This window comes from Roseomonas populi (assembly GCF_024594815.1).
GTDB classification, from domain to species: domain Bacteria; phylum Pseudomonadota; class Alphaproteobacteria; order Acetobacterales; family Acetobacteraceae; genus Roseomonas; species Roseomonas populi.
On the sequence record NZ_JANJOU010000010.1, the window covers coordinates 77,124 to 103,614 of the forward strand.

The 26,491-nt window shown below is 65.5% G+C and carries 15 protein-coding genes and 2 pseudogenes; 11 read left to right on the top strand and 6 right to left on the bottom strand.

The features are described from left to right. Positions 1–1,021 precede the first annotated feature (1,021 nt). The 4 genes from NRP21_RS13815 to NRP21_RS13830 all read left to right on the top strand — a co-directional run bounded on the left by NRP21_RS13815 (position 1,022) and on the right by NRP21_RS13830 (position 6,157). Positions 1,022–1,621: a type IV toxin-antitoxin system AbiEi family antitoxin domain-containing protein gene (locus tag NRP21_RS13815; protein WP_257716797.1), complete on the top strand. Its 600-nt coding sequence runs from the start codon at positions 1,022–1,024 to the stop codon at positions 1,619–1,621. Continuing rightward, the gene (locus NRP21_RS13820) at positions 1,621–2,631 is read left to right on the top strand and encodes a nucleotidyl transferase AbiEii/AbiGii toxin family protein (RefSeq protein WP_257716798.1); all 1,011 of its coding nucleotides are present in this window, start codon (positions 1,621–1,623) and stop codon (positions 2,629–2,631) included. Before NRP21_RS13815 ends, NRP21_RS13820 begins: the two co-directional genes overlap by 1 nt. Positions 2,632–2,971: 340 nt before the next feature. Further along, a complete protein-coding gene (locus NRP21_RS13825) occupies positions 2,972–4,984 on the top strand; it encodes a TniQ family protein (RefSeq protein ID WP_257716799.1) in 2,013 nt (670 codons plus the stop codon). Between the two features lie 70 nt (positions 4,985–5,054). Beyond that, a protein-coding gene (locus tag NRP21_RS13830; protein ID WP_257716800.1) for an IS3 family transposase occupies positions 5,055–6,157 on the top strand; the annotation gives its coding sequence in 2 pieces (ribosomal slippage) (positions 5,055–5,316 and positions 5,316–6,157; 1,104 coding nt in all). 106 nt (positions 6,158–6,263) lie between these two features. Here NRP21_RS13830 and NRP21_RS13835 read toward each other — a convergent pair. The 5 genes from NRP21_RS13835 to NRP21_RS13855 form a co-directional block, all read right to left on the bottom strand. Continuing rightward, positions 6,264–9,776 carry a CHAT domain-containing tetratricopeptide repeat protein gene (locus NRP21_RS13835; RefSeq protein ID WP_257716801.1) on the bottom strand — a complete coding sequence of 1,171 codons (3,513 nt, stop codon included), beginning with the start codon at positions 9,774–9,776 and terminating at the stop codon, positions 6,264–6,266. Between the two features lie 737 nt (positions 9,777–10,513). Next, complete coding sequence (locus tag NRP21_RS13840; protein ID WP_257716802.1) at positions 10,514–11,254, bottom strand: hypothetical protein; 741 nt, start codon at positions 11,252–11,254, stop codon at positions 10,514–10,516. A gap of 24 nt (positions 11,255–11,278) precedes the next feature. Further along, entirely contained in the window at positions 11,279–11,752 is a 474-nt protein-coding gene (locus tag NRP21_RS13845; protein ID WP_257716803.1) for a hypothetical protein, read from the bottom strand. A gap of 145 nt (positions 11,753–11,897) precedes the next feature. After that, positions 11,898–12,974 carry a PD-(D/E)XK nuclease domain-containing protein gene (locus tag NRP21_RS13850; RefSeq protein WP_257716804.1) on the bottom strand — a complete coding sequence of 359 codons (1,077 nt, stop codon included), beginning with the start codon at positions 12,972–12,974 and terminating at the stop codon, positions 11,898–11,900. A gap of 125 nt (positions 12,975–13,099) precedes the next feature. Then, positions 13,100–15,397 (bottom strand): argonaute/piwi family protein, encoded by a 2,298-nt coding sequence (locus NRP21_RS13855; protein ID WP_257716805.1) that lies wholly within the window; start codon positions 15,395–15,397, stop codon positions 13,100–13,102. 217 nt (positions 15,398–15,614) lie between these two features. Here NRP21_RS13855 and NRP21_RS13860 point away from each other — a divergent pair, with 217 nt between their 5' ends. Both NRP21_RS13860 and NRP21_RS13865 read left to right on the top strand, forming a co-directional pair. Next, a complete protein-coding gene (locus tag NRP21_RS13860) occupies positions 15,615–15,893 on the top strand; it encodes a hypothetical protein (RefSeq protein WP_257716806.1) in 279 nt (92 codons plus the stop codon). 228 nt (positions 15,894–16,121) lie between these two features. Then, complete coding sequence (locus NRP21_RS13865; RefSeq protein WP_257716807.1) at positions 16,122–17,033, top strand: hypothetical protein; 912 nt, start codon at positions 16,122–16,124, stop codon at positions 17,031–17,033. 116 nt (positions 17,034–17,149) lie between these two features. Here NRP21_RS13865 and NRP21_RS13870 read toward each other — a convergent pair. Continuing rightward, positions 17,150–17,954 (bottom strand): annotated as a pseudogene (locus tag NRP21_RS13870) (IS5 family transposase). Positions 17,955–17,995: 41 nt separating this feature from the next. Between NRP21_RS13870 and NRP21_RS13875 the strand changes: the two are divergent. The 5 genes and pseudogenes from NRP21_RS13875 to NRP21_RS13895 all read left to right on the top strand — a co-directional run. Further along, a pseudogene (locus NRP21_RS13875) lies at positions 17,996–18,226 on the top strand (transposase); the annotation flags it as partial. 1,021 nt (positions 18,227–19,247) lie between these two features. Beyond that, positions 19,248–20,711 (top strand): ATP-binding protein, encoded by a 1,464-nt coding sequence (locus NRP21_RS13880; RefSeq protein WP_257716808.1) that lies wholly within the window; start codon positions 19,248–19,250, stop codon positions 20,709–20,711. Next, a complete protein-coding gene (locus NRP21_RS13885) occupies positions 20,708–23,479 on the top strand; it encodes a Z1 domain-containing protein (protein WP_257716809.1) in 2,772 nt (923 codons plus the stop codon). Before NRP21_RS13880 ends, NRP21_RS13885 begins: the two co-directional genes overlap by 4 nt. Next, positions 23,457–24,407, top strand: a complete 951-nt coding sequence (locus NRP21_RS13890; protein ID WP_257716810.1) for a PD-(D/E)XK motif protein — start codon at positions 23,457–23,459, stop codon at positions 24,405–24,407. Before NRP21_RS13885 ends, NRP21_RS13890 begins: the two co-directional genes overlap by 23 nt. Further along, entirely contained in the window at positions 24,404–26,485 is a 2,082-nt protein-coding gene (locus tag NRP21_RS13895; protein WP_257716811.1) for an AIPR family protein, read from the top strand. The genes NRP21_RS13890 and NRP21_RS13895 overlap by 4 nt, the downstream gene beginning before the upstream one ends. The last annotated feature ends 6 nt before the right edge of the window (positions 26,486–26,491 follow it).

The following is a 26,491-nucleotide window of genomic DNA, read 5'->3' on the forward strand; positions in this document are numbered from 1 at the left end:
GCCGCGTCTCGATGCGGCGCGTCGGACCGAGCCCCCCATTCTGAGGCATCATCTCGCGCGGGATTTTTCGAGAGACACGCATCAGTCGCGAGCCTCCGCGAAGGACAGTCGGGGGCCGTTCGGACCTTGGACGCACGTTCGTACGGCGTCGCGACACCACTGCGCCCGAGTGCGCATGGCTCCTCCTCCCGCCATCGCTGGCGGTCAAATTCGTCGAGATCTGTGTGTGGATGGAGTTGGTAGAGGACCGGCCGCAGTACCGACGGAATGCCGCCCGTGCAGTGTGAATGCACGACGGCAGCCTACTGTTGGAAACTCAATGGCTCGGGAAACGCCTCAGGACACCAACGCCAAGCCTGGCGGGGCAACTGCCCGAGAGCAGCACCGCGTCAGGCGAGACTTATCGCTAAGCCTAAAGTGTGCAGATTAGGAGCCCGGAACGACGGGCCCACGGCAGCGACGGAAAGGTCGGCCTGATTGCACATAGGCAACGCAGGTACAGCGCGCCACCAACAGTGTCAAAGGCTTATTTGGGGTAATACCATAAGGGTGTCACGCTGGCGCCGAGCAGCCTTTGCGGGGCCCAATCTGCCCCGTCCGTTCATCCATTCTATGAGGTTTTTGCGGCAGCGTCTTGCAGCCCTATCTGTGGCGGATGAGCAACGTTCCAGTCCACACTTGCCTGCCTGCGCTTCGCTCTGCTCGCGTCACCTTCGCTATCGCGGTCAGCCCCATGAAGTTGGATGGACGGCGAGTTCGAAAGGAAATCGCGTATGTATGGCGGCGCGCGGCCGATCCTGATTCTACTGCCTAAAGGTCCAATGAGTCCTTGTGATCGAACTGGCGAGGCACGCTGTCGCGCGGCCCGCAGTAGCAACTGCGATTCCTTCCTCTGCCGCCCTGAAACCAAGTGCACTCCGGGCCGCGGCCAGATAGAATCGCATTAGAAATGACTCGACAACGGCATAATCGTCTAACCAGCCTTGACCTCGCTGCGATCCCGCAGCGGGAGAGACTGACGATGTTGCTGTCGGACGGATCGGTCAGGAGACCGAAGGCGCTCAGGGAGGCGGGCATCCGCCCCCAGGCGATCGCCGATGCCCTACGGGCCGGGCAGGTCGCGAAGACACAGGACGGGGCCTACTTCGTCCCGGGCGCCGAGCCCCGGCGCGACTTGGTTGACCTCGCCGGGGCCTGTACGCGGATGCCCAGGGCGGTGGTCTGCCTGCTCTCGGCCGCGCACTTGGCGGGCCTGGTGGACGAGGCGCCACCGAAGCTCTGGCTGGCCCTCCCCCAGGGCGTGCACGCCACCACGGTCGGGGACACGCCGCGCCAGGTCCTTCGGTGGAGCTACAACGGGGCGTTCGAGGTCGGGATTGTCGAGGACGAGGTCTGCGGCGTCACGATCCGCCGTACGGACGCCGTTCGCACCGTCGTGGACCTGCTCCGCTACTCCAAGCATGTCGGCGGCATTGGCTCGGGAATCCGCGCCGCCCGGCGTTACGTCGCGAACGGCGGAAGGGCTACCGACTTCCTGGTGGTGGCCGAGACGCTCCAGGTGCCGTCGAGCACGATGCGAGACCTGCAGGTCGCGGCGGCAGCTATCGGCGGAGGTGAGTGATGCGGGAGGCTGTTGGTGTGCGCCACCTCCCCTCTCGCACGGACCGGGTCGGCCAACATCGGCTCGGACGGGCCATAGAACACCTTCTCGACAGTCTCTCGCAGACGCCCGGCGGCAGCCGCTTCGCCGTCCGCGGCTGCTGGTTGTTCGCCGTCTGGCTCGGCGGGCTTCACCGCACGACCCGCGGCCTTGATCTGGTCGACCTCGGCGGTGCTGCGGACCCGATGCAGATCCTGCGGACGGCAACGGGAACGGCCCGGGGCGTCGTCTTCGACTGGGATCGCGCTACCACCCGCCGCTCCGGCTCGGGATGGACGGAGCGCCTCCAGGTCAGGATCCCCGCCCGCGTAGAGGAGGTATCAGTCCCCGTCAGGGTCGTCCTGGCACCTCGTGTCGGCGGTCCGGACCACGTCGAACGCCTGCGGATGCACTGCACAGGCTCCGGAGGGCTGCGACCGCTGGTCGCCTGCATGACCCGGGAATGGCTGGCAGGAGAGAAGTCCGGCCTCCTCGTGACCTACGGTCCCGACCATTCCCGGGTGCGCGACCTTTTCGACCTCTGGATGCTGCAGAGGCGCTTCGACATCGACGGTCAGGCACTCGCAGCGGCCGTCCAGGCCATATTCGTCGGACGGGATGCCGAGCGGATGCTCGTCCGCCGAGACACCTACTGGGAAGCAGCCTTCGACGCCTTGCGGATGTCGCGGGCCCAGTGGGCTGCCTGGGAGGAGATCGCGGACAGCGTTCCTCGCAGCCATCCCGTGCCGAGTCTGCATCACGCCCTGGGCGAGGTGACCGACTTCCTGGTTCCCGCACTCGAGTCCTTGCGGGACACGGGCGCGGTTCGCGGCCGCTGGAGGCCCGGCTCCGGCTGGGTCGAGACGACGTCGGCGCGTCGTGCGGCCATTCCGCAGCAGCCGCCGTTGCCGCTCTTCGCGATGGTGGCATCGCACGCCAGGGCCCGGGCTGTACGCCCTGCCGGAAACCTGAACGCGGGCTGGCGCGCATGACCGGCGTCGGTCGCACTCCCGCCAGCCCTACCCCTTCGGCAGCACCGGCGCCTTCCAGACGGACCGCTGCAGGGCATGTCGTTCGAATACGCTGAGTGGCTGGCCTGCCGGAACTGCCGTCATCGAGCAGGATCCGCGACGGCATCGTTCGAGCCCCAGCGACCATCACCGCCTTCGCGCGTCGTCAGGCACCCGGCACTTCGCTGACAGGACGGGACTTCGACTCCCGTCTTTCGGGCTTGCCCTCAGCCATGCCCTGGCTGCCCGGCCTTCGCGGCGCCCGTGCGCGATGTCCGCCACGGCGATCGCGCCGACCTCCCACCACCATCGGGAAGTTTCCATGCCGAACGGATCCCGGATCGGGGCATCCGAGCCAGCCCCGGATATGTCGACGTCCCCGGGTCCTTTCCTGGCGGACCTGTCACGGTCTCCCGAAGCGACCGGATGCATCCAGCTGCCCCTTCGCGTCGGCTATCACCCCGAGGAATCGCTGGCAGGCTTCGTGGCGCGGCTGGCCGAGCGCAACCGAACCGAGGGCTGGTCGGTGATCCCGCTGATGAAGCTGGCTGGCGTTCCTGGCACGACCCTCGGGAGCATCCAGGAAGCCGCGTTCCCTATGGCTGGGCTCGCCCGCATGTCGGGCGTGCCGGAAGAAGAACTCATCGCGAAGGGTTTCCCCCGCCTCGGGCACCGCATGAACCGGGTGGGATCCGGGCAGCTCGCGCGCCGGTATCTCACGACCTCGACGAGGCAGGTCTGTCCGTCGTGCCTCGCCGAGGCCCCTGTCCACCGACGCCTCTGGCATCTCGCCTTCGCCGCCTCCTGTCCGCGCCACGGCGGCCGCCTGATCCGGTCATGCCCGGGATGCGGCGAACCTCTGCGGTGGTGCAGCGGCACCCTCGCCGCATGCGCGTGCGGGACGGGACTGGCCCGCTCGGTCTCCGAGGCTCGCCCCGGGGAAGGTATCCGGGGCCTCGCGACGATCTGCCGATTGCTCGGGCTCGAGCAGGATGCCGGTCGCTGGGCGGTGCCCCTGTCACCGCCCGTCCTCTCCTTGCCGACGGACGGCGTCGTGGACCTGATCGTCCACCTCGGCTGGTTCGCCCTCTCCGACGACCCCGCCCCCCGCAGGCTCGCAGCCGACGGCGGGACCTTGGACGTGGCCTTGAACGCCGGGGCCGATGCCTGCGCCGCCTGGCCACGCACGTTCGAGGACGTCCTGGACGTGGTCGCGGCGCGGGCGGTGGGGCGGACCGGTCGATACGGCTTCCGCCACGACCTTGGCTTCCTAGCGTACTGGGTCTCTTCCGTCCCGCGTACCTCAGACCTTGGTCGTCTGCTCCGGACGGCGATCACCGATTGGTGGAGCCGTCGCGGTGTCGCGCCGACGCGCGCTCCCGGTTTTCCGGGGCCGGTTTCCCGGCGCCAGCCCCTGAAGGGCGCTGCCGCGGCGCTCGGGATTGGGCTGGCCAACCTCCGCGACGTCTCCGACCGTCTTGAACTCGGGCTGGATCCCGACGCGGGCGGAAGTGGGGCGCCGATCCTCGTCGAGGCGGCACGGGTCGCTAGGGCCCGAGCGCGGCTGGACGACTTGGTCGGCGACCGGGAAGCCGCGCAGATCCTGGGATGCGGCCGGACCCTGTTCCAGGGCTTGGTGGAGTGCGGCGTCCTCCAGGCAGCGGATGGTCGGCACCTCAGGCTCCCGGGCTCCAGGAGATGGTCGAAGGCGGGACTGAGGGCCTGCCTCGAGCGGCTGCCCACGACCGGCGACGCACCGGCGCCCCCCGAGGACAGGATGCTCACTGCTCAGGACGCCATCGTGCTCCTGAGGCGCCGCGGTCACACCCTGGAGACGGCATGGAATGCCCTGGCCTCCGGGCAGCTCGGTCCCGTGCACCGTCGGCCCCCGGGAGATCTGGCGACGTGCCTGGTCCACGCGGCCGCGGTCGGTGACCTTGGCTTGGCCGACAGGGCGAAACCTCCCGGGATGACGGTCCCGGAGGCGGCGGTTCAGCTCGGGCTGAAGCAGGAGGTCGTCTACCTCCTGTGCTCCCGCGGCCTACTGCGGGCGTCGGGCCTGTCCGGAGACCGACGAATCTCCGGGGCGGACCTCGCGACCTTTAAGCGCGACTTCTTCGTGCCTGCCCATCATGAGAAGAGCACAGGCCGTTCCAGAGGCTGGCTCGCCTGTCACCTGAAGGGATGTGGCGTCACGCCGGTTTCGGGGCCTGGGATCGACGGCGGTCGTCAATACATCTTCAGGGCGGCCGAGATCGAGGCGGGCAGGCACTTGTTCGACGTGCCTTCCCCATTCCGAGCTTCAGCAGGTACCTCGTCGTGGAGTTGGTCCTGACCCTCGAAACTGATCCGGCCAGGGCGCAAGTTTTTCGGGCACTGTAATCCCCTGAGGAGGGGGCGGTGCCATGAAGCAGAAACGGTACACGGACGAGCAGATCGCTTTCGCCCTGAGGCAGGCGGAGAGCGGCACGGCGGTGACCGAGATCTGCCGCAAGCTCGGGATCTCGGAGCCGACCTTCTACCGCTGGAAGAAGCAGTTCGCCGGGATGGGCACAGCCGAGATCCGGCGGCTGAAGCAGCTCGAGGAGGAGAACGCCAAGCTCAAGCGGCTGGCCGCCGACTTGAGCCTGGACAAGACCATGCTGCAGGACGTGCTGCGTAGAAAATGGTGAGGCCTGCTGTTCGTCGAGAGGTGGTGCGCCATCTTCAGGGCGCCTACGCCATCGGCGAGCGGCGGGCCTGCCACGCGACGGGGTTCCACCGCTCGTCGCAGCGCTACCGTCCGCGGCGGGATCCACAGACGGAGCTGCGGATGCGGCTGCGCGACCTGGCCGCGGCCCGGATGCGGTACGGCTACCGACGCCTGCACGTGCTGCTACGGCGTGAGGGGTGGCCGGTGAACCACAAGAGGACCTACCGGCTGTATGCCGAGGAGGGACTGGCGATCCGCTCCAAGCTGCCGCGGCGCAAGCGGGCTTGGCGCTACCGCCAGGGACGTCCAGGAGCGGCCACGCCAAATGAGATCTGGGCCATGGACTTCATGTCGGATCAGCTGTTCGACGGCCGCCCGATCCGGATCCTGACCGTGGTGGACATCCACACGCGAGAGGGGCTCTCGACACATCCGAGAGCCAACTTCCGGGCGGCGCAGGTGGTCGAGGTTCTGGATCAGCTCGTGCGCGCCCGGGGCAAGCCAAAGAGCCTGAGGGTGGACAACGGCCCGGAGTTCGCCGGGCGCCTGCTCGACCACTGGGCTTATCTGAACGGGGTGGAGATCGACTTCTCCCGTCCCGGACAGCCCACGGACAACGCGTTCATCGAGGCGTTCAATGCCCGGCTCCGGGCCGAGTGCCTGAACGCTTCGTGGTTCCTGTCCCTGGCCGACGCCAAGGAGCGCATCGAGGAATGGAGGTGCCACTACAACGAGGAGAGACCCCACTCAGCGCTCGGGAACTTGACCCCGAGCGCTTTCGCCAACCAAGCTCAACCAGCCCGAGAACTTGCATAGATCCCGGACCAAAGTTGGGGCGCAGACCACGATGTGTTCCACTGAAAACATGCCCGGATCACCTCATGGGGGCTGGTCAAGGGGGAGCCGGGGGAAGTGTCCCCGTTTAGGCAGAGGCGGCCGGAGCCGGTCCGTACCCCGGCAGCGTTCGAAGCGGATCGCCGTAGAGGTTCATCGCCAACCCTCGGGAGAGATCGCCGCCGAAGGTCGCCCGCACTGCGGCGTTTGCTTCGAAATTAGCGACGATCGCTGACTCGCCTCGTTCCATGGCGTTTAGGAACGCCGGAAGCCACCGATGCGGCACGTCCGCGTTCAGCGGCCAGGGCGAGGCGATAACGCAGCTGCAGCCCCGATCGAGAAGCTTCTTTGCCAAGCCAACGACAGTGTTCACCCCCGGAGCCCGATCGACCCGACCTCCATGACAGACAAATAGGATGACGATTCCGACATTACGTAGGGCGTCGGCCAAGTCTCCCGCAGCAACCCGGAGAGAGCCTTCGTCGCTCACCCGACGGAAGAAGCGTTCCTCGGTTCCGACCCCCCCGTGCGCGACAACAATCGCCAGTCCGGCATCGGACATCCCGTGTGGAAGCTCGGCCGCGATATCGAGTTCTATCCCACGCTCCTCGAACTCGGCCTCGAGACGGTCGGCCACGAATGCAAGGGTTCCGCCAGGATCATCTCCGAGCGGAATCCAGGCCACCCTGCGCGCCTCGTCACCGGGCCGCCAGCCTCTCGCCGCCCGCAGCCACGATAAGGACGGCGCTGCCGCCATTGGCCGTACCTCACCTGCGAGATGCTCGCCCTCCCGGAAAACGTTGGGCGGCACTTGCTGGAGCGCGACGTCGGTCACGAGCGTTACAGGCCCAGGAGCAAGTGGAGGTAGGCCGAGCCCCTCGGTACTCACGTAGAAGAGGTTAGGAGTGCTGTCGTCGAGGCCATAGCGCCTCGGGTAGTCTTTTGCCCAGCCCTCGAGCGCTTCCGTCGAGAAAGTCTCGCCCCCGACCTCGCGAGGAGGGTGGGCTTGCCCGTCGCGGACCTGGACTGCAACGAGCTTGCCGAAGGAGTCCATGGCTGCGAGCATTACCGCAGTTCCCCCTGTCGAGATGCTCTCGGCGATCTGGATCGCCTCGGGCACGGAGGTCAGGCTCGGGGCGGGACGTGCCCGCGTCTCCCAACCCGGCATTGCGACACCGCGGTCCGCAACGAGCTCGATGCAGAACGCGGCGGACGCCGTGTCGCGCTGTTCAACGCAAGTCCCGAGCACTCGCCGGGCCACGACCGCCACCTGTCGGGCGTCGTGGGGCGCGTCATCCGAATAGCGGGTGCCCTCCGTACCCCGAAGGAGATCTAGGAGATCGGTCGTGCCCGGGTTGGGTGCGGCGATCCCCCGCCACAGCGTAGCCGCGGGCCCGACCAAGCGGCTTCCGAGTTCCGCATTGACGGCGCTCGTCTCCTCCGGGACGGAGATTGAAGCCGAGCTGGCTTCTGCCAGCACATTGGCGAGCGTGATAGCTATAGGAGCTAGATCGTCGCCTTGGTCGATGGCTTCTCGCCCCAGTTCGGTGAGGCGGCGGAGCAGGTCGGAGAGTAGGTCGGTTGGCGCCTCCGAATGGCGGAGGACCGCCTGGGCATCCAGCGTCACCTTCATGACCTCGTGACGGTGACGGTTCACCTCCATGAGGCCTGCGGCTTCCAGCCTCTGTCCCGCGACTTGGTGTACCCGCCGGGCCTCCCCGTAGAGTCCCAAATCTCGCAAGATGCGGACGAGAGCGTTCGCTTCCAGGATAGCCTGTTCGCTTTCAACTCTCGGATCTCCTGCTGCGGCACAAGCCGAGAAGAGCAGCGCGTCGAGGTTTCCGCCGCTCCGCTGGTAGAGATCCGCCGCGATGGACCAAGCGATCCTGCTCCGCACCGGGCCGTTCGCACTTTGCAACGCCTGCTCGGCCAAGTCGCGGGCAGCTTGGTGGCGTCCAGCGCGGGCGAGCGCGGCTCCGGCAATCCTGATTAGGTCCTGGTCGACGTTCGGCTGCGAGGTGTGCGGCGCGAGAGCAAGGGCGACCGCAAGACATTGGTGCAATGCCCTGACGTCGGTCTCATCGGCGATCTCGGTCCCGAGGCGACGCAGGAGATTCCTAAGGAAGGCCATCACGTCGTCTGGCGCTGGCGGCAAGATCTTCTCGGGCAGTCTCAGCCGCCCAAGCACGAACGGTGAAACGCTCTCCAGCCAACTCCAGGCCTCCGCGACAAAGCGATCGATGACCTTTTCGGGGACGCCAAGCGGGGTCCGCTCCTCCGGTGGCGCGAGTTCCAGAGGTTCGGCGGACAAGCGCACGGCCGCGGCGGCCGCGACCGCCAAGCCAAAGACCCCGCTGTGCTCGGATGACAGAAGACCACTCAGGCGGGTGCGGATCCAGCCATCGTCTGGGTGCGCGGCGAGGAACCGGACGACCTCGACCACGGCCGCGGTCAATGTCTCGTGCTCCTCCGATCCTGTCCCCCGCGTCTCGTCCCTGAGAAGCAGCGCGGCCAGCGCATCACAAATTAGCCGTGCGCGCACTCTCGGCTTCGTACCAAGAGCCTTGCTCGCCAGGCCGACGACTAGGGCGTGCGATGGTAGGGCACGCCGAAGCGCGTCCTGCACCAAGTCGGCGGCCGCCTCCGCCGACCAGGGCACCTCCTTGGTTGCGAGGTGATCCAGAATCGCGACGTAGTCCGGCACGCCCTCCCTTGGAAGGTTCTCCGAGAGGAAGGTCAGAACGGCCAAGGAGGTCTCGGTCCCCGTTCGTCCTTTAAGGTGCGCGGCAGCCTCATCGTACCGCCCTTCTTCGATGCGCCGCTCCACGCGATGTACGAGCAAACCTCCCGAGCGGGGATGGAACGTGGAGAGGCGGTCGGCGACCGCTGCGGCGAGCTTCTTCTCGTCAATCCTGTCGGCAAGTTTGAGAGCCGTCTCGAGATCCTCGAGGTCCGTCAGATCCGGAAAGCCCTGGGCAATTAACCGCCGGGCGATCGGGCCTGCTCCAGCGTCGATGGCGGCCTCAGCCATGCGGAGCCGTCCGACGGGCGAGAGATCGTTCAGACTCTCCAGAGCCTCGATCTCCTGGATGACGGCTCCGTGGAGACCTGCACGGTGGTATATCTGAATTCGGAAGAAGGGTTTGTTGCCATCTTGATCCGCCGAGAGGCTCGCGACAGTCTGAAGCGCTTTGCCGGTCTCTCCAGCGTCCACTAGGCGAGTCAGTTCCGCGGCGATTGCCCGACGGGCACGCACGTTCTCACTGTCCAACTCTCCGGACAGTACGAACGCGTTCTCCACCGATAGTAGGTTGTCCAGCACGTCTTGGCGAACCGGCGGCGGGCGGCCGGAGAGGAGCGCCACGTACTTGTGGTCGTCCTTTATCACCGCGAGCAGCTCGACAGCGGCGGCACGCAGATGGAAAGCCCAAACGTCCTCCTCGTCCGGCGATCTGGCAAGATGCTCCTCGTGCGCCGGGCGGAGGTCAGGATTCCGATACGCCGCAGCGTCGACAATAACGATCGCCGATTCTGTGGGGCTTTCGCGGACGATCTCCTTCAGTCTCTCGTCGTCGAGACTAGCCGCTTCGACCAGCCGCACACGCCCCTGTCTGTCCCGTAGATGCCTGACGCGCGTATCCTGTCCTGGCCCGTGTACAACAGATACTGATGTGAACCGGGGACCGTGGTTTTCTTCTAGCCGAAGGAGGTGAACCACCAAGTGAGGCAAGATCCCATCACCATCCGTCTGGTCAAACAGCAGGATGTCGAGTGATCCGAAGGAGGGCTGCCCCTCTCCGAAAAAGCGCGCGAGCGCCTCAGCCGGGCTGATGGTGGCCGGTTCTGCACCACTTCCCGCTCCGGGCGAGGGATCACCCGAAGTCATATCGCCCCAAAGCCTGCAATGGAGGAGCGACAGTCGTCCAGCTCCATGGCGTCCCGCACACCGCCGCTCCCTCTTCCGTGTCGCTGAGCAACGGCCATTGCCGTGCGGCGTCGTGCCCCAGGGTACCCGCACTTCTGGGGCAGATGGAAGTGCCCTGGCCGATGCTAAAGGGGAGGAGCACTGCGATCTGCCCCTACAGGCTTGTTTCGTCGGCGCGCCCGAGCAGTTCCGCCCAAAGCGGGAAGCGATGCTCAGGGATGTCTGTGGTCACACCCATTGCGGCTCTCCGGTGCGCAGTATTCGGAAGGCGCAAGGAGGCATTGCAGCAGGCGCACGTCGTCAGCTCGGGACTGAAGGCTGAGACTGCTTGGAAGCTGGAGTTCTCCCTCGCGCTGCACGAATGACGACGGGCACTCGTGGAGCAGGACGTCAGGCTGCGAGTATGAGATGAACTAGTGGGCGTCGGAACCGAGCGGGTTAAGGCTCACCTCGGCAAGAAGTAGCCCCAAGTAAAAACTGCTGGAACCCGGTCCAACAAGGGACCAAGACGGGAGCGGCCTTCTCGCAATGTCGAACAGGCGGGCGTATGCATTACCGGCCGCATCGTCATCGAGCAGGATCTGGACGCGCCTGGTGACGCGATGTGTCGGAGGCATTTTAGGATGCCGGTTGCGCCCAACCTTCGTGAAGTCGGACTGCAATCCGAGAGCCGCCTTGATGACGGTGATGTGGGCGATGATCTCGTCTATCCCATCGCTGAAAAATGCGCGCAGCATAAAATGTTCAATGGGAGTCTTGAACAGCGGGCTGACGCGGGCGGCCTGCAACTTCATCCAATACGCTTCGTCTACATGGGCAAGTCCTGCATGAGTATCCCCACAGAAGTGGTAAGCGGCTGGGCGTTCGTACTCGTTCCCGTCCTGGTCGAAAGCGGGCTCCCAGGTGAGGCTGTCCGGGGAGGGAAACGGGTTCGTGCGCTCGAAGATGTCTTCCGTCACCACATGCACCCAGGGTACGGTGAAGGGCCGCCAGTCGATCTCTCGGTCAGTGTGCCAGTCTTCCCATGGCTGGAGCAGCAACACGAAGAGGGCCTGCATGACCTGCGCCGGGAACCGGCCTTCATGAGGATTGATGGCACCCATGTTACGCCCAATGTCGAAGGCAGATAAACGCGCACCGATATGCCGAGCCACGTCCACCGTGTCTTCGACGACCAGTCAGTGGAACTCTGAAAGACGCTCGATTCCAAACGGTCCGGTGTGCAGCCGCCGTATCGTGCCTTCCTCGAAAAGGACGCGGAGGTCAGCTGGGGAGAAACGCATAACTTCCGCCTTACCAAACTGAAGGTGCGGGATATCTCCTCCCAGATCGAGCGGGACGATGTAGCGCCGCGTCACTCTCTGCATCTCAAGGGCGTGCACCAGCCCCTTCGCTGCGTCAGCGAGTTCCACAGTGGGCAGGTTTGGGGGTTGCGCGCAAGGCACGCCGAGGAGGCAGAGCCCGTGCCAGATTGCGAACGACGTGAACAGCCCACGGTTTGCGCTCGGATACTGGGAACGGCAGTGGTTCTCGAGGCTCCTGAAAGCAGGATGCTGGAAGATGCCGTCCGGCTGCGGCGAGGGGATCCTCCGGAGCGACGCAAGCGCCGCCTCCATTTCCATGTACCGATCCATCATCGCTTCCTTGATCACATTGTCTCGGCGGAAATCATCGTCCCTGTCCTATACCTCGTCCCGTTCCACTTCCGCGGCGGTGACGCGGTCCGTGCCGCCTGGCCCGGGAACGGGCCCCTACTTCCGGCCAGGGTACGTCGGGGCCGGGTAGGCTGCACCGGGCTCATGCACCCGGGGCTGCATCGGGCGGTGGTACCAGGGTCATTTTGCGGGGGCGTGGGACGACCACTGCCCCGACCACCATGGGAAGGGTGCACAGGCCCTTCACGAGCATGGCGTGCTCCTCGGTCCGGGCGGAGTCGTCCCAGACGAAGGGCACGAGCGACGTCCAGCGGGGGTCCGTGCGGTACAGCGATGCATCCTCCGCGACCTCGCCGATGATGGACTGGAAGCTCGCCCGGGGACGGAGGAACTTGACCTCGATGATGGTGCCGAGGCTGGCGATCGTGAGGTCGGCGCGAGGGTTCTTCTGCCCCACTGAGGGAAGGTTTTCCTCATCGGTGAGGTCGGGGAATACAGGTGCCAGCAGGGCCCAGAGCAGGTCCTGGACGTGGTACTCGTTCGAGATGTCCCACCTCGCAGTCCGGGAGTGCTGCGTGAGCGGAGCTTGATCCCAGGCCCAGCGGCGCATGGACCGGTGGACGCCTTCGAGCAGCCGCACGACGTCGGCGGGTTCAGCCACGCCCAACTTGGCCGGGAGGCTCACCTCCGCGAGGGCGTCGAGGGCCGCCAAGGTCAGCGTTGCTTCGACGAAGTCGTCCCCCGAGAAGCGATGCGCCTGTGACCACGCCGCCGCCCGTTCTGCCTCGCTGGTGCCCGGGCCGATCCCGCGGACGGCCAACGCCACGCGTGCGACGGGTGCCATCGCGTCCAGCGCTGGCCTCCCCGGCACGGCGAGCACTTCGGCCGCCGCCGCGAACAGGGAGCGCTCGCAGGGCGGAAGGCCCGGCAGGGCGACACTCCTGGTGACGAGACGGCTCAGCCACGCTTCGGACCCGGCCCGGCCCAGCGCTGATGCCGCAAGGGCGACACCAAGCGCCGAGACGCCGTCCGCCTCCAAGGTCGGTGCCTGCTGAGGCCGGAACCAGACCCGGTCGCGAAGCCAGGCGAGCCCTTCCACCATCGCGCCCCGGGCCGCGTCGTCCAGCCCGCCGAGGGCCGCCACGTAGCCGAGGGTGGCGACGTCCAGCGACGAGCGCCCCCCGGAGGTGAGCGACACGACCGCCTCGGCCAGCAGCACTTCCAGTGCCGGGCCGTTACCTCCGACCCAGCGAACGAAAGCTCGTAGATGGCTCTGCATCTGCTCTGCCCCGGCCAGGATGGTCCGGAGTTCCGAGCGCAGTACTGCGAGGCTCGGCCCGGAGTTCACAGGAACCAGGGCTTGCGCATGATGCGGCCGGTGACGGCGTCCCGATCCCACGCGGCAGTCTGCTCCAGGCCTGCGAGCTGCTTCGCGATCTCGTCGGCGTAGAGAAGGGTGATCGGCGCACGGGAGGGGCCGAAGGTCCGCCAGGAATGGCACGCGAAGTCGGACACCTGTCGCGACAGGTACAGCATGTCCTTGAAGGTAGAGTCCCCGTGCAGCCGCAGCAGCACCGGGGCCGGGATCCCCTGGCCGTCAGCCTTCACCTGCTGGCGTCCCGTGAGGGAGACGAGCCATTCCCTTTCACCGAGTTCGATGGCCTGCCCGCGCTCCGGCCCGAAAGCACACTTCCCGGAACGGGCGGAGAGGTCGAGGAGAGTCCAGGGATGGTCTTCAGCCACGTGAAGGAAGGCGAAGGTCACGCGGTCCAGCCCGAGATCCTGGACCGCCTGCGCGACAGCCTCGGCGGTCTCGCGCCGCACCTGCGTGAAGGCGTGGAATACGAGCCTGACGCTGTCGCGCGGCCTCCAGGCGTTCTCGTCGCGAACCCTCGTGACGGCCTTCCTGAGCACCTCGGTCAGGCAGGCAGGATACTCTTGGAACGGGACCGCCCCTGTATGGGCGTCCAGCAGGTAGTTGCCCTCGCTCGAGAAGACCGTGGTGATCCCGACGACACGTTCCCCCGCGCCCTTCCGCCCCGTCTTGCGGGTACTCGAGCCGAGCCCGAAGACGAGCTCATGGTCCGTCGAACCCTTCGTCCGCAGCAGCCATGGCTTGCCCCCGAGCTTGGCATAGGTCGCGAGGGACGCGTTCGCGAGCGCGCATGCCTGCTCGAAGGCCGAAAGATGCATCATCTCCGTAGCGAGCGCCTGGGTCGGCACGTCCCGCTTCAGGAACGTCGCCTTCGCCATCCAGTACGGGCTGCTGGCCTCGGGCAGTTCCTTCCATTCGCGGCGCACCTGCAGGATCCCGAGGTCCCATGGCTGGTCCCGTTCGGCCGCCATGCTCATCGCCCTCCGGGCGGCGTCGGCGTAGGCCTCCCCGGTCGCGGCGCTCACCTCGAAGAACTCGACCGACGCCTGCTGGAGGCGGAAGCGGCCCACGAGCCCTGTCTCATGAGGCACTAGGCCCTTGGACGAGCGCACGTCGGGCATGCCTTCGAGGAAGGCCGCGACGACCTCGGAGGTCCGCCCGCGCTGGGACGCCTCGCAGACCACCGCGATCCGCAGTCGCTTGGCTTCGAAGGTCTGCCGGTCATAGGGGCCGACCTTGTCCAGCGTCCGCTGTGCCCAAGCATCCGAATGCCTCCCGCCCGGGTCGAAGGACAGGATCGGCTTGGGGAACTGATGGGCTGACGGAAAGGGCGCTCCCTCGCCGAGCAAGGGCCCCAGTTCGAGAGGGACGCCGCGGGCCAACCAGAGTTCCGCGCCGCGGATGAAGTCGAACGCGCGCTCCACCCGCTTCTGCACGACTTCGCCCCAGCGCCAGTCCGCCTCCCGGCGGGTGATCTCGGCGATAATGCGCTCCGCTCTCCGCTGCGTCAGCTCCTCGACGACGGAGTCGAAGTTGGCCCGGGTCGGCTCGAGGAACGCTTCGGTCGCCGGTATCCGATCCGGGCCTCCTGCATGGTCCGCGAGGGTCAGCACTCCTCCTTCGACGGACACCACTCGACCGGCGATCTCGAGGCGGTCGTCCAGAGCAGGGTCGGGACGCGCTGCCCACTGGGACACGTAGGACCCGATCAGTCCCACCCCAGCGGCCGTGAGTTCCTCGCAGTTCGCCCCGATTATGGTGCGGAGCCTCTGGACGCAAGTCAGGACGACTGTGGGACCAGCGCCCGGGAGCTCGACGATCCGGGTCTCGAAGGTGATGACCACGCGCTTCGTGAGCCACGGCGGCAGGCCCAGGTGCGCCGGGACGAGCCCGAAGTCCTTCAGGGTCTCAACGGTGGGCGGCTTGCGGCCCACGACTTTGTAGATACCCCTCGTCTCCGCGATGTGGCGCAGCTGCCGGAACACCGCCTCCCGCACCAACGTCGACAGCAAGCGTGGATTCTGCCGGGTGTCGAGCCAGGTTTCCGGTCCGGGAAGCACGGTGTCGTCAGTGAGGGGGACGAGCGCCATCTCGTCGTCCGGCAACCGGACCGGGAGCGACTTGCCCGCGGACCGGTCGAGGGCCTCGTTGAAACGTTCCCGCGCGTAGGGAACCACGGCGGCGGGCATCGCCTGGCTTGGGTAGTTCACCAGAACCGAGTTCAGCCACAGCGACCCACGCCTGTGGATCCGGTCCCGATTCGTCATGCATCCGGACCATACCAAGGCATTGCCAATAGCCAAGCCGCTCTCGAGGGCGCTGCTACTCACGATCTCGGGCAGCTCGAAGCGTTCGCCCCAGGCGGCGTGGCGGTGTCCCCTGGAGTAGCGTCTCGGTCTCGAATCGGCTTCCGACGGATAAGCCCATCGAACCTGTGTCTGAGCGAGCTTATGCTTGGAAACAGACACGGAGGAGCCGATCCATATGCGGGATACCCACTACGCCACTGAACTCGCCCACGCCGACATTGGCGGATCTCGGATCGAGCGGTTGCACGTGAAGCATCAGGGGCAGGACGAGATCAGGTTTTCGTGGTGGAAGGATGGGAGGATGATGATGCGCCCGCTTGACCTTCCGGAAAATGAGCTCTTGCCGCTTTTCCAGGCGGCCATCCGGAACGGCGTGTTCTCCGAAGATTTCCTCCGAGATCTTCATGCGGCGCTCTACGACGCGCGCGGGGTTACCGTTGGGCGGGCCCGTTGAGGGCCTGCGGCCCGAACCGGGCGGCGGTTGAATGGAGAAGGCGAGCCATGCCCTATTGAATTTGACTTCGCACTGGACTGGCTTATGGTCGGGCTAGCGGAGTTACTCCCGCGCCGTCCACAATGGCGAAGCCTTCGGGGCAAGTGTGGCTTTCAGACGCGACAACCTTTCTGATCGCGCCGAACGGTAGAGTGGACCTGCCTTCCAAGGCGCATCGGAAGGTGTTTGATGAGGATTTTCCTGCCCAACGTTACGCGGCCCAAGAAGGCCGCGAAGCACGTGGCGCGCCTGCTGGGCGTGCCCCTGGCACAATCGCAGCGGGCCGTAGCGCGGGCCTGCGGCTACCGGGACTGGCACGAACTTGAGGGCGGACTTGCCAGTTCGCCGCACAGTCCACTGGACACGGAACTGGCCTACGACGACTTCGTCCAGCGGCACGCGCGGCTCGCTCTCGGGCTCGCCGGGGCGCTCGGGATCCCGGATGGCGATGCCCAGCATGCCCTGTCAGGGGCGAGGCTGACTGGGGATCGCCCGCCGAACCTAGCGGACCAGATCGCCATCCGGCTGGCCTGCTTCCGGGCGACGTCCATGCCACTTTCGGCCCCGCGGATGCCGGGCGCTGTCGGCAGGCTCAAATCGTCGGGCCTCGACGGGCAAGTCGTCATCCTGCGGGAGTCCGGTAAGGCAACCCGAGTGGTATCGCACGGCAGCTCTTCCATGCTGGTCGCCGACTTCGAGTATATCACCCCGAGGACCCCGCTTCCCTTGTTCCTGCCAATGCGGCTCCACATGCCCTACGGCTTCTGGACCGAGGCCGAAGGGTCAATCGTCGTCTTCTCGCGCGACTATAAGCCGATGTGGCGCATCCGCCCGGACAGTTCGGTCGAGCGGGTGGAGCCCTGGCTTTGGATCCGGCATGTCAGGGAAACCTACCTCTGGCAGGTCGGCGACGAGCCGTGGGAGAATCCCGACGTGGCCGCTCGGCTGGAAGGTTGGCTCGCCGAACGCAGCATTCTGGGGCTGCCCATCCTGGCGGACGCCCTGCCCGCACTAGTCCACGAACGGCACGCCTCGATGAGTGACGCGGCTCGCCTCCTCCAAGACGCCCGTAGCCCGGCGGCTTTGCTCGCCACGACCTGACGAAGACCATCAAGCCTGCCCGTGGTGCATGACGCGCGGTCGTCTCACGCCACGGGCAAGCGGATGCTCGCCCCCCTCCCCCCGGAGCTGGCAACTACGGGAGGAGCTAAGAACATCTAACAGAACCGTCTGATCTGGCTGAGGCAGACGAGGGCGCAGGCAAGTGTGGTGAAGGCGAGGTGGATGTCGGCTCGGCGCTTATACCGGATGGTCAGACGGCGGTAACGGGCCAGCCAGGCGAAGGTGCGTTCCACCACCCAGTGGTGTCGGCCGAGGTGGCTGCTGCTCTCGATGCCGCGGCGTGCGATACGCGGGATGATGCTGCGGGCGCGGCACTCCTGGCGGCAGCGGCGATGGTCGTAGGCCTTGTCGGCGTGGAGTTTGCCCGGCCTGCGCTGAGGTCGGCCGCGGTGGCCGGTCCTGATCGGCGGGATGGCGTCCAGGGTCGGGGCGAGCATGCGGCTGTCTGGCGGTTGGCCCCGCTCAACGTCAGGCCAAGCGGCGTGCCGCGGGCATCCGTGACGAGGTGGCGTTTGGTACCCAGTTTACCACGGTCTGTCGGGTTGGGCCCGACCGCTTCGCCCCCCTTTTGGCTGCGATGCTCGCGCTGTCGAGCGCTGCCCGGCGCCAGTCGATGGCACCTGCGGCCTGAAGCCGCTCCAGCAGCACGCGGTGCAAGGCTGCCCAGACCCTGGCCTCCTGCCAGTCCCGCAGCCGCCGCCAGCAGCTCATCCCCGACCCGCAACCCATCTCGGCGGGCAGCATCTCCCAGGGCAGGCCGGACTTCAGCACGAACAAAATGCCCGTCAGCGCCGCCCGATCCGATAGCCGCGGCCGACCGCCTTTCGGCTTGAGCCGCTCGGGCGGCAGCAGCGGCTCAACAACCGCCCATAGATCGTCCGGAACCAGGGGTTTCGCCAAGCCCCTCAGAACGCTCACCGGCCGGTTTCGTCAGGTGCTCTAAGCTGATGGATAAGGCGGCGTTTCTCGATTTTGTCGTCCAGATCGTCCGCCGGTCCGACCCGGCCGGGTTCACGGTCCTACCCCGGCGCTGGGTGGTAGAGAGAACCTTCGGCTGGATGATCCGCTGGCGCCGCCTCGTCAGCGATTACGAGCGACGCCTCGACGTCTCCGAAGCCATGATCCACGTCACCATTGGCGCCCTCCTCCTCCGCAGGGTCGCCCATCGCTGAATTCTCAAACGGTCACTCAGGCCCGCCAGCTCGGCCACGACACGGCGCCCCATGCCCCTCCGCCGACGCAACGCCGATAGACGCGCGCCCAAGAATTCCCCGGGCGGCAGGGAGCGACCGCCGATCTCCTGGCCCAACTCGCTCGCAAGGACAACGTAGGTTGAGAGCGCTTCTTGCCCCCGCTCGGCTTGGCGCAGTGTCGGCAAGGAGATCGCGACCTGGAAGGCCAGCTGTGACTGGGTCAGCTTGGCGACTCGACACGCTGCCCGAAGGTCGGAACCGAGATGAGGGCAGCGAATCTGACGTATCCGACCATTCTACAGAGCCCCGAATGACAGGGAACCTAGCGCGGCGGCAGGGGCGCCTCGCGGTTCCCGGGGCGCCGCGGACGACTGAGGGGCTGTCTAGTGAAGTCCTGGCTGCCCGGCCGCTTCACCAGCGCCGTCCGTCTGCTGACCGGGTCGGGGCCCCGCACCTCGTCAGCCCGTCCCAGGTGTCGCTTCCGGCATAGCCCAGCATTTTCCGGGGTACCCCTGCAGTGTAACTGCCCGCCACAGTCCCGCGGCCGGGCGTCTCTGAAATCTTCAAGGGTGTCCGAGCTGAATGAACGGGGCTCACCACGAGCAGCATCGGCGGGCAATTCGCCAGAAGGCGGGCACGTGGTCGTCCGGCTCGACTCACAGACCCCGTCATTTCCTGGCGGGGTGCGGGAGGGAATTGGTAGAATCCTTGGTGCCGCCCGTCGCCAAACGCTTCTCAGGGGCGCAACGGCCTCAGGAACGCCGGTTGAAAGCGAATATTTCCTGGGGCTGGAACTACACACCGCCAACGAAGCTGATAATCTCACACGGGCGATTGCTTGAGACGTACACCATCACTGGGATGGACCGTGTTGGGGCAGATTCGTTCGGGGGTGGCCTTGGAGGGTAGGCAGCACGGGCAAGTGCGCACGCCAGGGTTCGGGTTAGCTGCCGCGCTTCGCGGCGCTCCCCGATCTTTTTTGTTGGGGCATGGCGGCTGAATGTCTGCTGCCGGGCTGGACCTTCCTCCTCTCGCTCCGCTCCTGATGAACTCGCTGCGGGCCGTCGGCTACAGCATGCGTGCCGCGCTCGCCGACCTCCTCGACAACAGCGTCTCGGCGGGCGCGCGAACCATCGAAATCAACCTCTCGTCGCAGGCTGTACCGAGCCTGACCATACTAGATGACGGCTGCGGAATGGATGCAGACGCCTTGGTTTCCGCGATGCGCTTCGGCAGCCGTGATCCGAGGCTGGCGCGGGAACCAACCGACCTCGGCCGCTTCGGCCTCGGCCTGAAGACGGCATCCCTGTCCCAATGCAAGCGGTTTACCGTGGCGTCCGTGGTAAACGGGTCGCTGTCAGTCGCTCGCTGGGATCTTGACGAGTGTGAGCGCCTGGAGGCTTGGTGGCTCGAACGGCCTGAACCCGAAGCGCTTCCCGCCGATGTCCTTGCGAGTCTGAAAAGTCGCAAGAGCGGCACCGTCATCCTGTGGGAGAAACTCGACCGCCTTGTGGAGCCAAGTGGCGACGTCCACAACGCATTCAACGCCGTCATGAACGATGCGGCGGACCACCTCGCCCTGACGTTCCATCGCTACCTCGGCGGAGAATTCGGCAAGGGCTTCGACATACGCCTGAACGGGCGCTCCCTGCCCCGCATCGACCCGTTTCTCGAGGGACATTCCAGGGGCCAGACGCTTCATCGAGAGACCTTTCTCCTCGATGGCCAGACCGTCTGTGTGTCTCCCTTCGTGCTGCCCTTTCCTTCCCGCCTCGGCGCACAGGACCTCGAACGCGCAGGCGGCCGCGAGAATCTGAAGTCCAACCACGGCTTCTACATCTACCGCGGCGGGCGGCTCGTGGTGCCCGGAGGATGGTTCAGAATAATCCCGGCTGACGAGTTGCTGCGCCTTGCCCGGGTACGGGTCGAGCTGCCCGTTGCGCTTGATCACATTTGGAAAATCGATATCCGGAAGACGACTGCCGAACCTCCGCCTGCACTCCGTCCGCATCTGAAGAGGATTGTCGGAGACGTCGCTACCCGCAGTAAGCGTGTCTACACCCATCGGGGGACAGTACAGCTTACCGCCGAGCGTGTGCCGATCTGGCTACGCCAGGACGACAGGGATGGAGCCGCTTCATGGGTGGTGAACCGCGCCCACCCCGCAGTCGCCAGCATAACGGAGGGCCAGCATAGCGGCGCAGATGTCAGCAGGCTGCTTAGCCTGCTCGAGTCTACCCTGCCCGCCCACGAGATCTACCTGCACATCAGCAATGACCTCCCAGTAGCCGAGGCGGCCGTTCCCACCCGGGAAGACCTGCTGGCCCACGCAACCAGACTAGTGGCTGCTTTCTCGGACCAGCCCGACGTGCTCAAGGCACTGCTGCAGAGACTTCCCTTCACTGACCCATTCAACCGCAATCCTGAAGCGGCGAAATCCGTACAGGCGGAGCTCTCGGCATGACTCCCGACCAGATCACCGCAATGGCAGGCAACAGGTTTCCCGCGCATCCTCCGACGGAAGCCCAGATCGTTGACTTCCTGACCCGGCTGAAGGACGCCTTTCAGCTGCCCGAGAAGGTCGTAGAGGACGCCCGCAGGACAATCCATGCGCGCTTCGCCATCCGCATGGAGATGGGCGACACCCTCCGGGATTCCGCCGAACACGCAGCTTGGCTAAATCCCCGCCGCGCCTCAATCGACCCATTCTACTGGACGCGATACAGAGAATTCCTAATCGAGCGAGGCTGGTCGGCGATGGTCGCCGCGACGCTCGACAAATCCACCGACGAGATGCTCGACCTTCTCGGAGACCCCATCAGTTCTGGCCAATGGCGACGTCGCGGTCTAGTTGTCGGTGACGTCCAGTCGGGGAAGACGGCGACATACGCCGCCCTGATCTGCAAGGCTGCCGACGCAGGCTATCGAATGATCATCCTGCTCACGGGCATCCTCGAGAACGTCCGTCGCCAGACGCAGGAGCGCCTCGACGAATCGTTCATTGGTTACGACAGCAGCGACTTTCTGAACGACACCAAGGTGAAGCATCGCCGCCCCGTTGGCGTTGGCCTGAAGAACGCGCAGCGCTTCGGCGTCGTGTTCACCTCGAAAGATCGTGACTTCCAGAAAGCCGCGGCATCGGCGCTCAACATATCACTTGGTGCTGTGAACGAACCCGTTCTCGTCGTCATGAAGAAGAACAAGGCGGTGCTGGAGCGCTTGGCGAGCTGGCTCAGGGCGAGGAACCCCACACAGAACGGGCGCATCGCGCTGCCGATGCTGCTCATCGACGACGAGGCGGACAACGCCTCCATCAACACGAAGAGCGACCCGAACGAGACCACCGCCATCAACAAGGCCATTCGCGATCTGCTCGGGCTTTTCGACAGGTCCAGTTACGTCGGCTTCACCGCCACCCCGTTCGCCAACATTTTCATCGATCCAGACTCGACTCACGAGATGCTCGACGATGACCTATTTCCGAGAGACTTCATCCATGTGCTGAAGCCGCCGGGGAATTACGTCGGCATGCATCGCCTGTTCAATACGCCTAACGAAGGTACTGACGAGGAACTGGACCACGAGGTCATCCGCACGGTCACCGACGCGGACGAGTGGATGCCTGACGGGCACAAGAAGGACCACGAACTGGGTCCGTTGCCCGCATCCCTTCGGGACGCCGTCTTCAGCTTCCTGCTTGCCACGGCCATCCGCGATCTGCGTGCTGCGGCGGGCGCGCCCGGAAACGGTGGGGGCATCCACCGCTCCATGCTGGTCAACGTCTCACGCTTCACTGCCGTGCAGAATACTCTGGCCGTTGCACTGCATGACCTGCTGGAACAGGTCAGGCGCGCCGTCCGACTCTACGGCGAACTGCCGCCGGATCGTGCCGCTCGGGATTCTCCCGAGGTGGCCGACCTCGAGCGCATGTTCATCAAGGAGTTCATGCGTGTCGAGGTGACCTGGCCGATGGTGCTAAGAGCCCTCCACACGTCCATGGCGCCTATCACCGTTCAGGCTGTTAACCAAAGCACAGGGGCCAAGAGCCTCGACTACACGGTTGCGAAGGAAGCGCCCGGCACGCGCGTCATCGCAGTCGGCGGCAACAGCCTCTCCCGCGGCCTTACCCTCGAAGGACTGACCACAAGCTACTTCCTGCGGGACTCTCGGGCCTATGACACCCTGCTGCAGATGGGGCGCTGGTTTGGATACCGCGACGGTTATGAGGATCTCTGTCGGATCTGGCTCACCACTGATGCTCGCGGCATGTACCGCAAGGTGACCGAGGCGACGCTGGAGCTGAAGTCCGACTTCACCCGAATGATCCTGCGGAAGGCAACACCGCGCGAATTCGGCCTCCGGGTCAGGACGCATCCCGGGACGCTGCTTATAACCGCCCGTAACAAGATGCTCACAGGTCGGACCATCGCAATCCAGCGCGACATCTCGCTCACTGGCCGCGGCATCGAGTCGCCACTGCTCTACGCGGGCAAGACCGAGAACGAGAGGAACGTCGCGGAAATCGAGAAGTTTGTGAACGCCATGGGCGCGAAGGGCATTAACCCGGCCGAGTCGCCTTTCAAGGGGGCGCTGGTATGGCGGGAGGTGCCTGCCGAACTCGTCGCGGCCATGCTCGAACGGTTTGCAGTCCACCCGATGAACTACGATTTCCAGCCAGACTCGATCGCCGAGTTCGTGCGACGGAATAAGGAGCAAGGAAACAAACTCGCTTTGTGGACCGTCGCCATGCCGACGGGCGGCCAGTCGAAGACAAAGGTGATCGAGTTCCCAGCGCTGGCCGATTTCAACATCAACGCCAGCGAACGCGTGGTCAAGCACAAGCCGAACGACAGGGCCGTCCAGATTTCAGGCAAGTCCGCCCGTGTCGGCGGAAAGTCTGACCTGCGACATGCCTTCACCCTTGGAGAATACGAAGAGCTGACCGAAGAGGGGCAGACGGAGGACGAGCCGTCGATCAGGGATGTGATGTCCAACCCCCTCCTCATCCTCTACCCCATCCGGGGCGTCGTCCGGGACAAGGACACGCGCACGCCCTATCGGGAAGGGATGCTCCTTCCCGCGCTCGGTATGCACTTCCCAGGCAAGCCAAGTCCGGATTCCGAGAAGGAACTGGTGCACTACCGGCTGAATCGTGTGGCACAGCGCAGTCTGCTCCCCGAGACCGATGCGGAGGACGACGACGTCCTGAATGGTCAGGACGATGTCGATTGAGCCTCTCTGGAACCAGCTGGCAACAGGCGGCGTAGCGGCACAGACACGAATCGATGCCCGGCACCCGCATGATATCTATGCCGACATCGTTCCGCCGGGCGCCATCGGCCTGCTGGTCCTCTTGCAGGACAAGCCTCCACCCGTGGAGACGATGCGGGCGATAGCTGTCGAGGTCCGCACGAGGGTCGATGGCCGATGGACGTTGCGCCTCACCCTGAACGAGCCTCGGCTCCGTCCCGTCTTTGCTGCCCTGTGTGACGACATCGTGGCCTGCACGCGGGAGGGCATCGCGCCGGGCCATCTCGGAGGAGTGGTCGTCCAACGCATACAGCATTGGCGCGCGCTTCTCGACCGCGAGGCCGGGGGGCTGGGCGAAAGCGTCCTGCAGGGGCTGATCGGCGAACTGCTGGTCCTGCGGGATCTGCTTCTTCCCACCCTTGGGCCGCTTCAGTCAGTTGCGTCGTGGCGAGGCCCGGCTGGAGCACCGCAGGACTTCATTCTCCCGGACGGCGCCAGGGTGGAGGTGAAGACGATACGGGCACACGCCAACGAGGTGAGCATCGCCAATCTTGCGCAGCTCGACGGTCTCGGTGATCCGCTCACGCTCATCGCTGTGCGCGTCGAGAACTCCCAGCCCGGCGCTGCGGGCGCCGTTACTGCTCCGGGGCTGATCGCGGGGACCCGCCTGTTACTGGCAGGGCATCCCCAGGCGGAGCGCCTCTTCGACATCGCGTTAGGCCAATTGCGGTGGCACGAGCACCCATCGCACCACGAGCTGGCGCTCAGACCCATGGCCGTCGACCCGTATCCGGTTGGCCCGGCTTTCCCGAAGCTCATTCGTAGCACCGTGCCATCCGGTATTGTCGAGGCAAGCTATCGGGTACTTCTCCCCGGCAGGAAGGGCTCAGGACTTGTGGACGCTCCATGACCGATGAGGAATTCCGCACCGAGCTGCTGGCATCGAGCGCCGCACGCGCCGAGGTTCACAACACCAGCCTGCGCGAAGGCTTCGTCATGGAAGTCCTCGAACGGCTCCGCGAAGCCGGTGAAGCGCCGGAGGCAGAGATCTGCCCGGAGATGCTCACGGGGCCTCAGAGGAGGCGCCTGGAAATCGACGCAAACGCCTTCGACGAGGCGGACGGCTCCGTGCATCTCTTCATCGCAATCCAGGCCCAGCAGGGGTCGCCTATAACCCCAATCACCCTGGCCGAGGCGCGTGAACAAGGGTTCAACCGGCTCACCAACGTCTACGAACAGGCTCGCGATGGCTGGCTGTCGGCGAGCATCGAAGAGAGTCGGCCCCTGGCAGGACTGGCAAACCGCATCCATAGCTCAGGCGCCTTCACCGCGCTGCGGCTCCATGTCCTTACGGACAGGCCGACCAGCGAGCGTCTCAAGGATATCCCGCCGAATCGCACGAAGGACGATGTGCCGATCACCTTTCAGATCTGGGACGCGACGAGGCTCCGTCGGATCCACGATGCGGTGAGCGTCAGGGACGACCTCGTCATCGACCTGACCTCCTTACCGGGCGGTGGACTTCCTGTCCTGCCAGCATCCCTTGGCGAGAACGAGTATGACGCCTATCTCGCCGTCATCCCCGCCGAAACCCTGTCGGATATCTACATCAAGCACGGCAGCCGCCTGCTCGAAGGCAACGTCCGTACCTTCCTTGGAAGGCGAGGCAACACGAACAAGGGCATGCTGGACACGCTGGGGAAGGAGCCCGAGCGGTTTTTCGCGTACAACAATGGCATCGCGGCAACGGCATCTGAAGTCGAGAAGACGCAGGGCGAAAGCGGCACATGTCTGCTGACAGCAATCACCGACCTCCAGATAGTCAACGGTGCCCAGACCACTGCGACGCTGGCGAGCTTCAAGCGTGACAAGAAGCTGCCTGCGGGCAAGGTCTTCGTGCCGATGAAGCTGTCGGTTGTCGCTCCCGCCATCGGTGAGGAGCTGATTCCTCGCATCTCAAAGTTTGCCAATCGGCAGAATAGCGTGCGCGACAGCGACTTCTTCGCCAACCATCCGTTCCATCGGAGGATGGAGACGCTGTCGCGTCGGATACTGGCTCCCGCTCTAAGCGGCTCGTTGACCCAGACGCACTGGTACTACGAGCGGGCGAGGGGTCAGTACCTTAACGACCAGGCTGGCAGAACGGACGCGCAGCGCGATGTCTTCGTGCGTCAGAACCCGAGGCAGCAGGTTATCACCAAGACCGACATGGCGAAGGTCGAGAGCTGCTTCGACCTTCTGCCCGATGTCGCATGCAAGGGCGCGGAGAAAGCATTCACGGCGTTCGCGGAGCGCATGACCAAGGAGTGGCTCGACGAAAGTCGCCGCAGCACCTACGGGGATGACTGGTTCCGAGCGGCTGTGGCGCGGAACATCCTCTTCCAGGCAGCCGAGAAGCTGGTCTCTAACGCTCCGTGGTATGGTGGCGGCTACCGCTCCCAGATCGTCGCCTACACTCTCGCAAGGCTCTCCAAGCTGGCGAGCGACGAGAGCAGGGGCGGCATTCTCGATTTCGCAAGGGTCTGGAGCATGCAGGCGTCCGGCGAGGCGCTGCAACAGCAGCTTCTGGCAATAGCCGAGGTGATGGCGCAGGTGCTTCGGTCGCCCGTCGTCGATGGGCAGAACATCTCGGAGTGGGCCAAGCAGCAGGCATGCAGGACCAAGGCGCTCGAGGCGGCAGTCCCCGTCGTGGATGGCTTGGACGGCTTCCTGGTGTCGAAGGCCGATGTCACGGCCGCCAAGCGGGACGAACGTGGCGGCCAGCGTGTTGCCGATGGCCTGGAAGCCCAGAAAGAGGTGCTGGAAGCAGGAGGCGCGTTCTGGCGGACCATCCGGGAGTTCGCCACGAGCCGCCGCGTCGCGACGCAGGATGATCTGACCGCTTTGGCTGCCGCCTGTGTCATTCCAAGACGAATCCCTACCGACTGGCAGTCGGAACGCCTGATCGCCCTAAGGAAGCGGTGTGAGGAAGCCGGATTTGGCGCATAGGCAGGC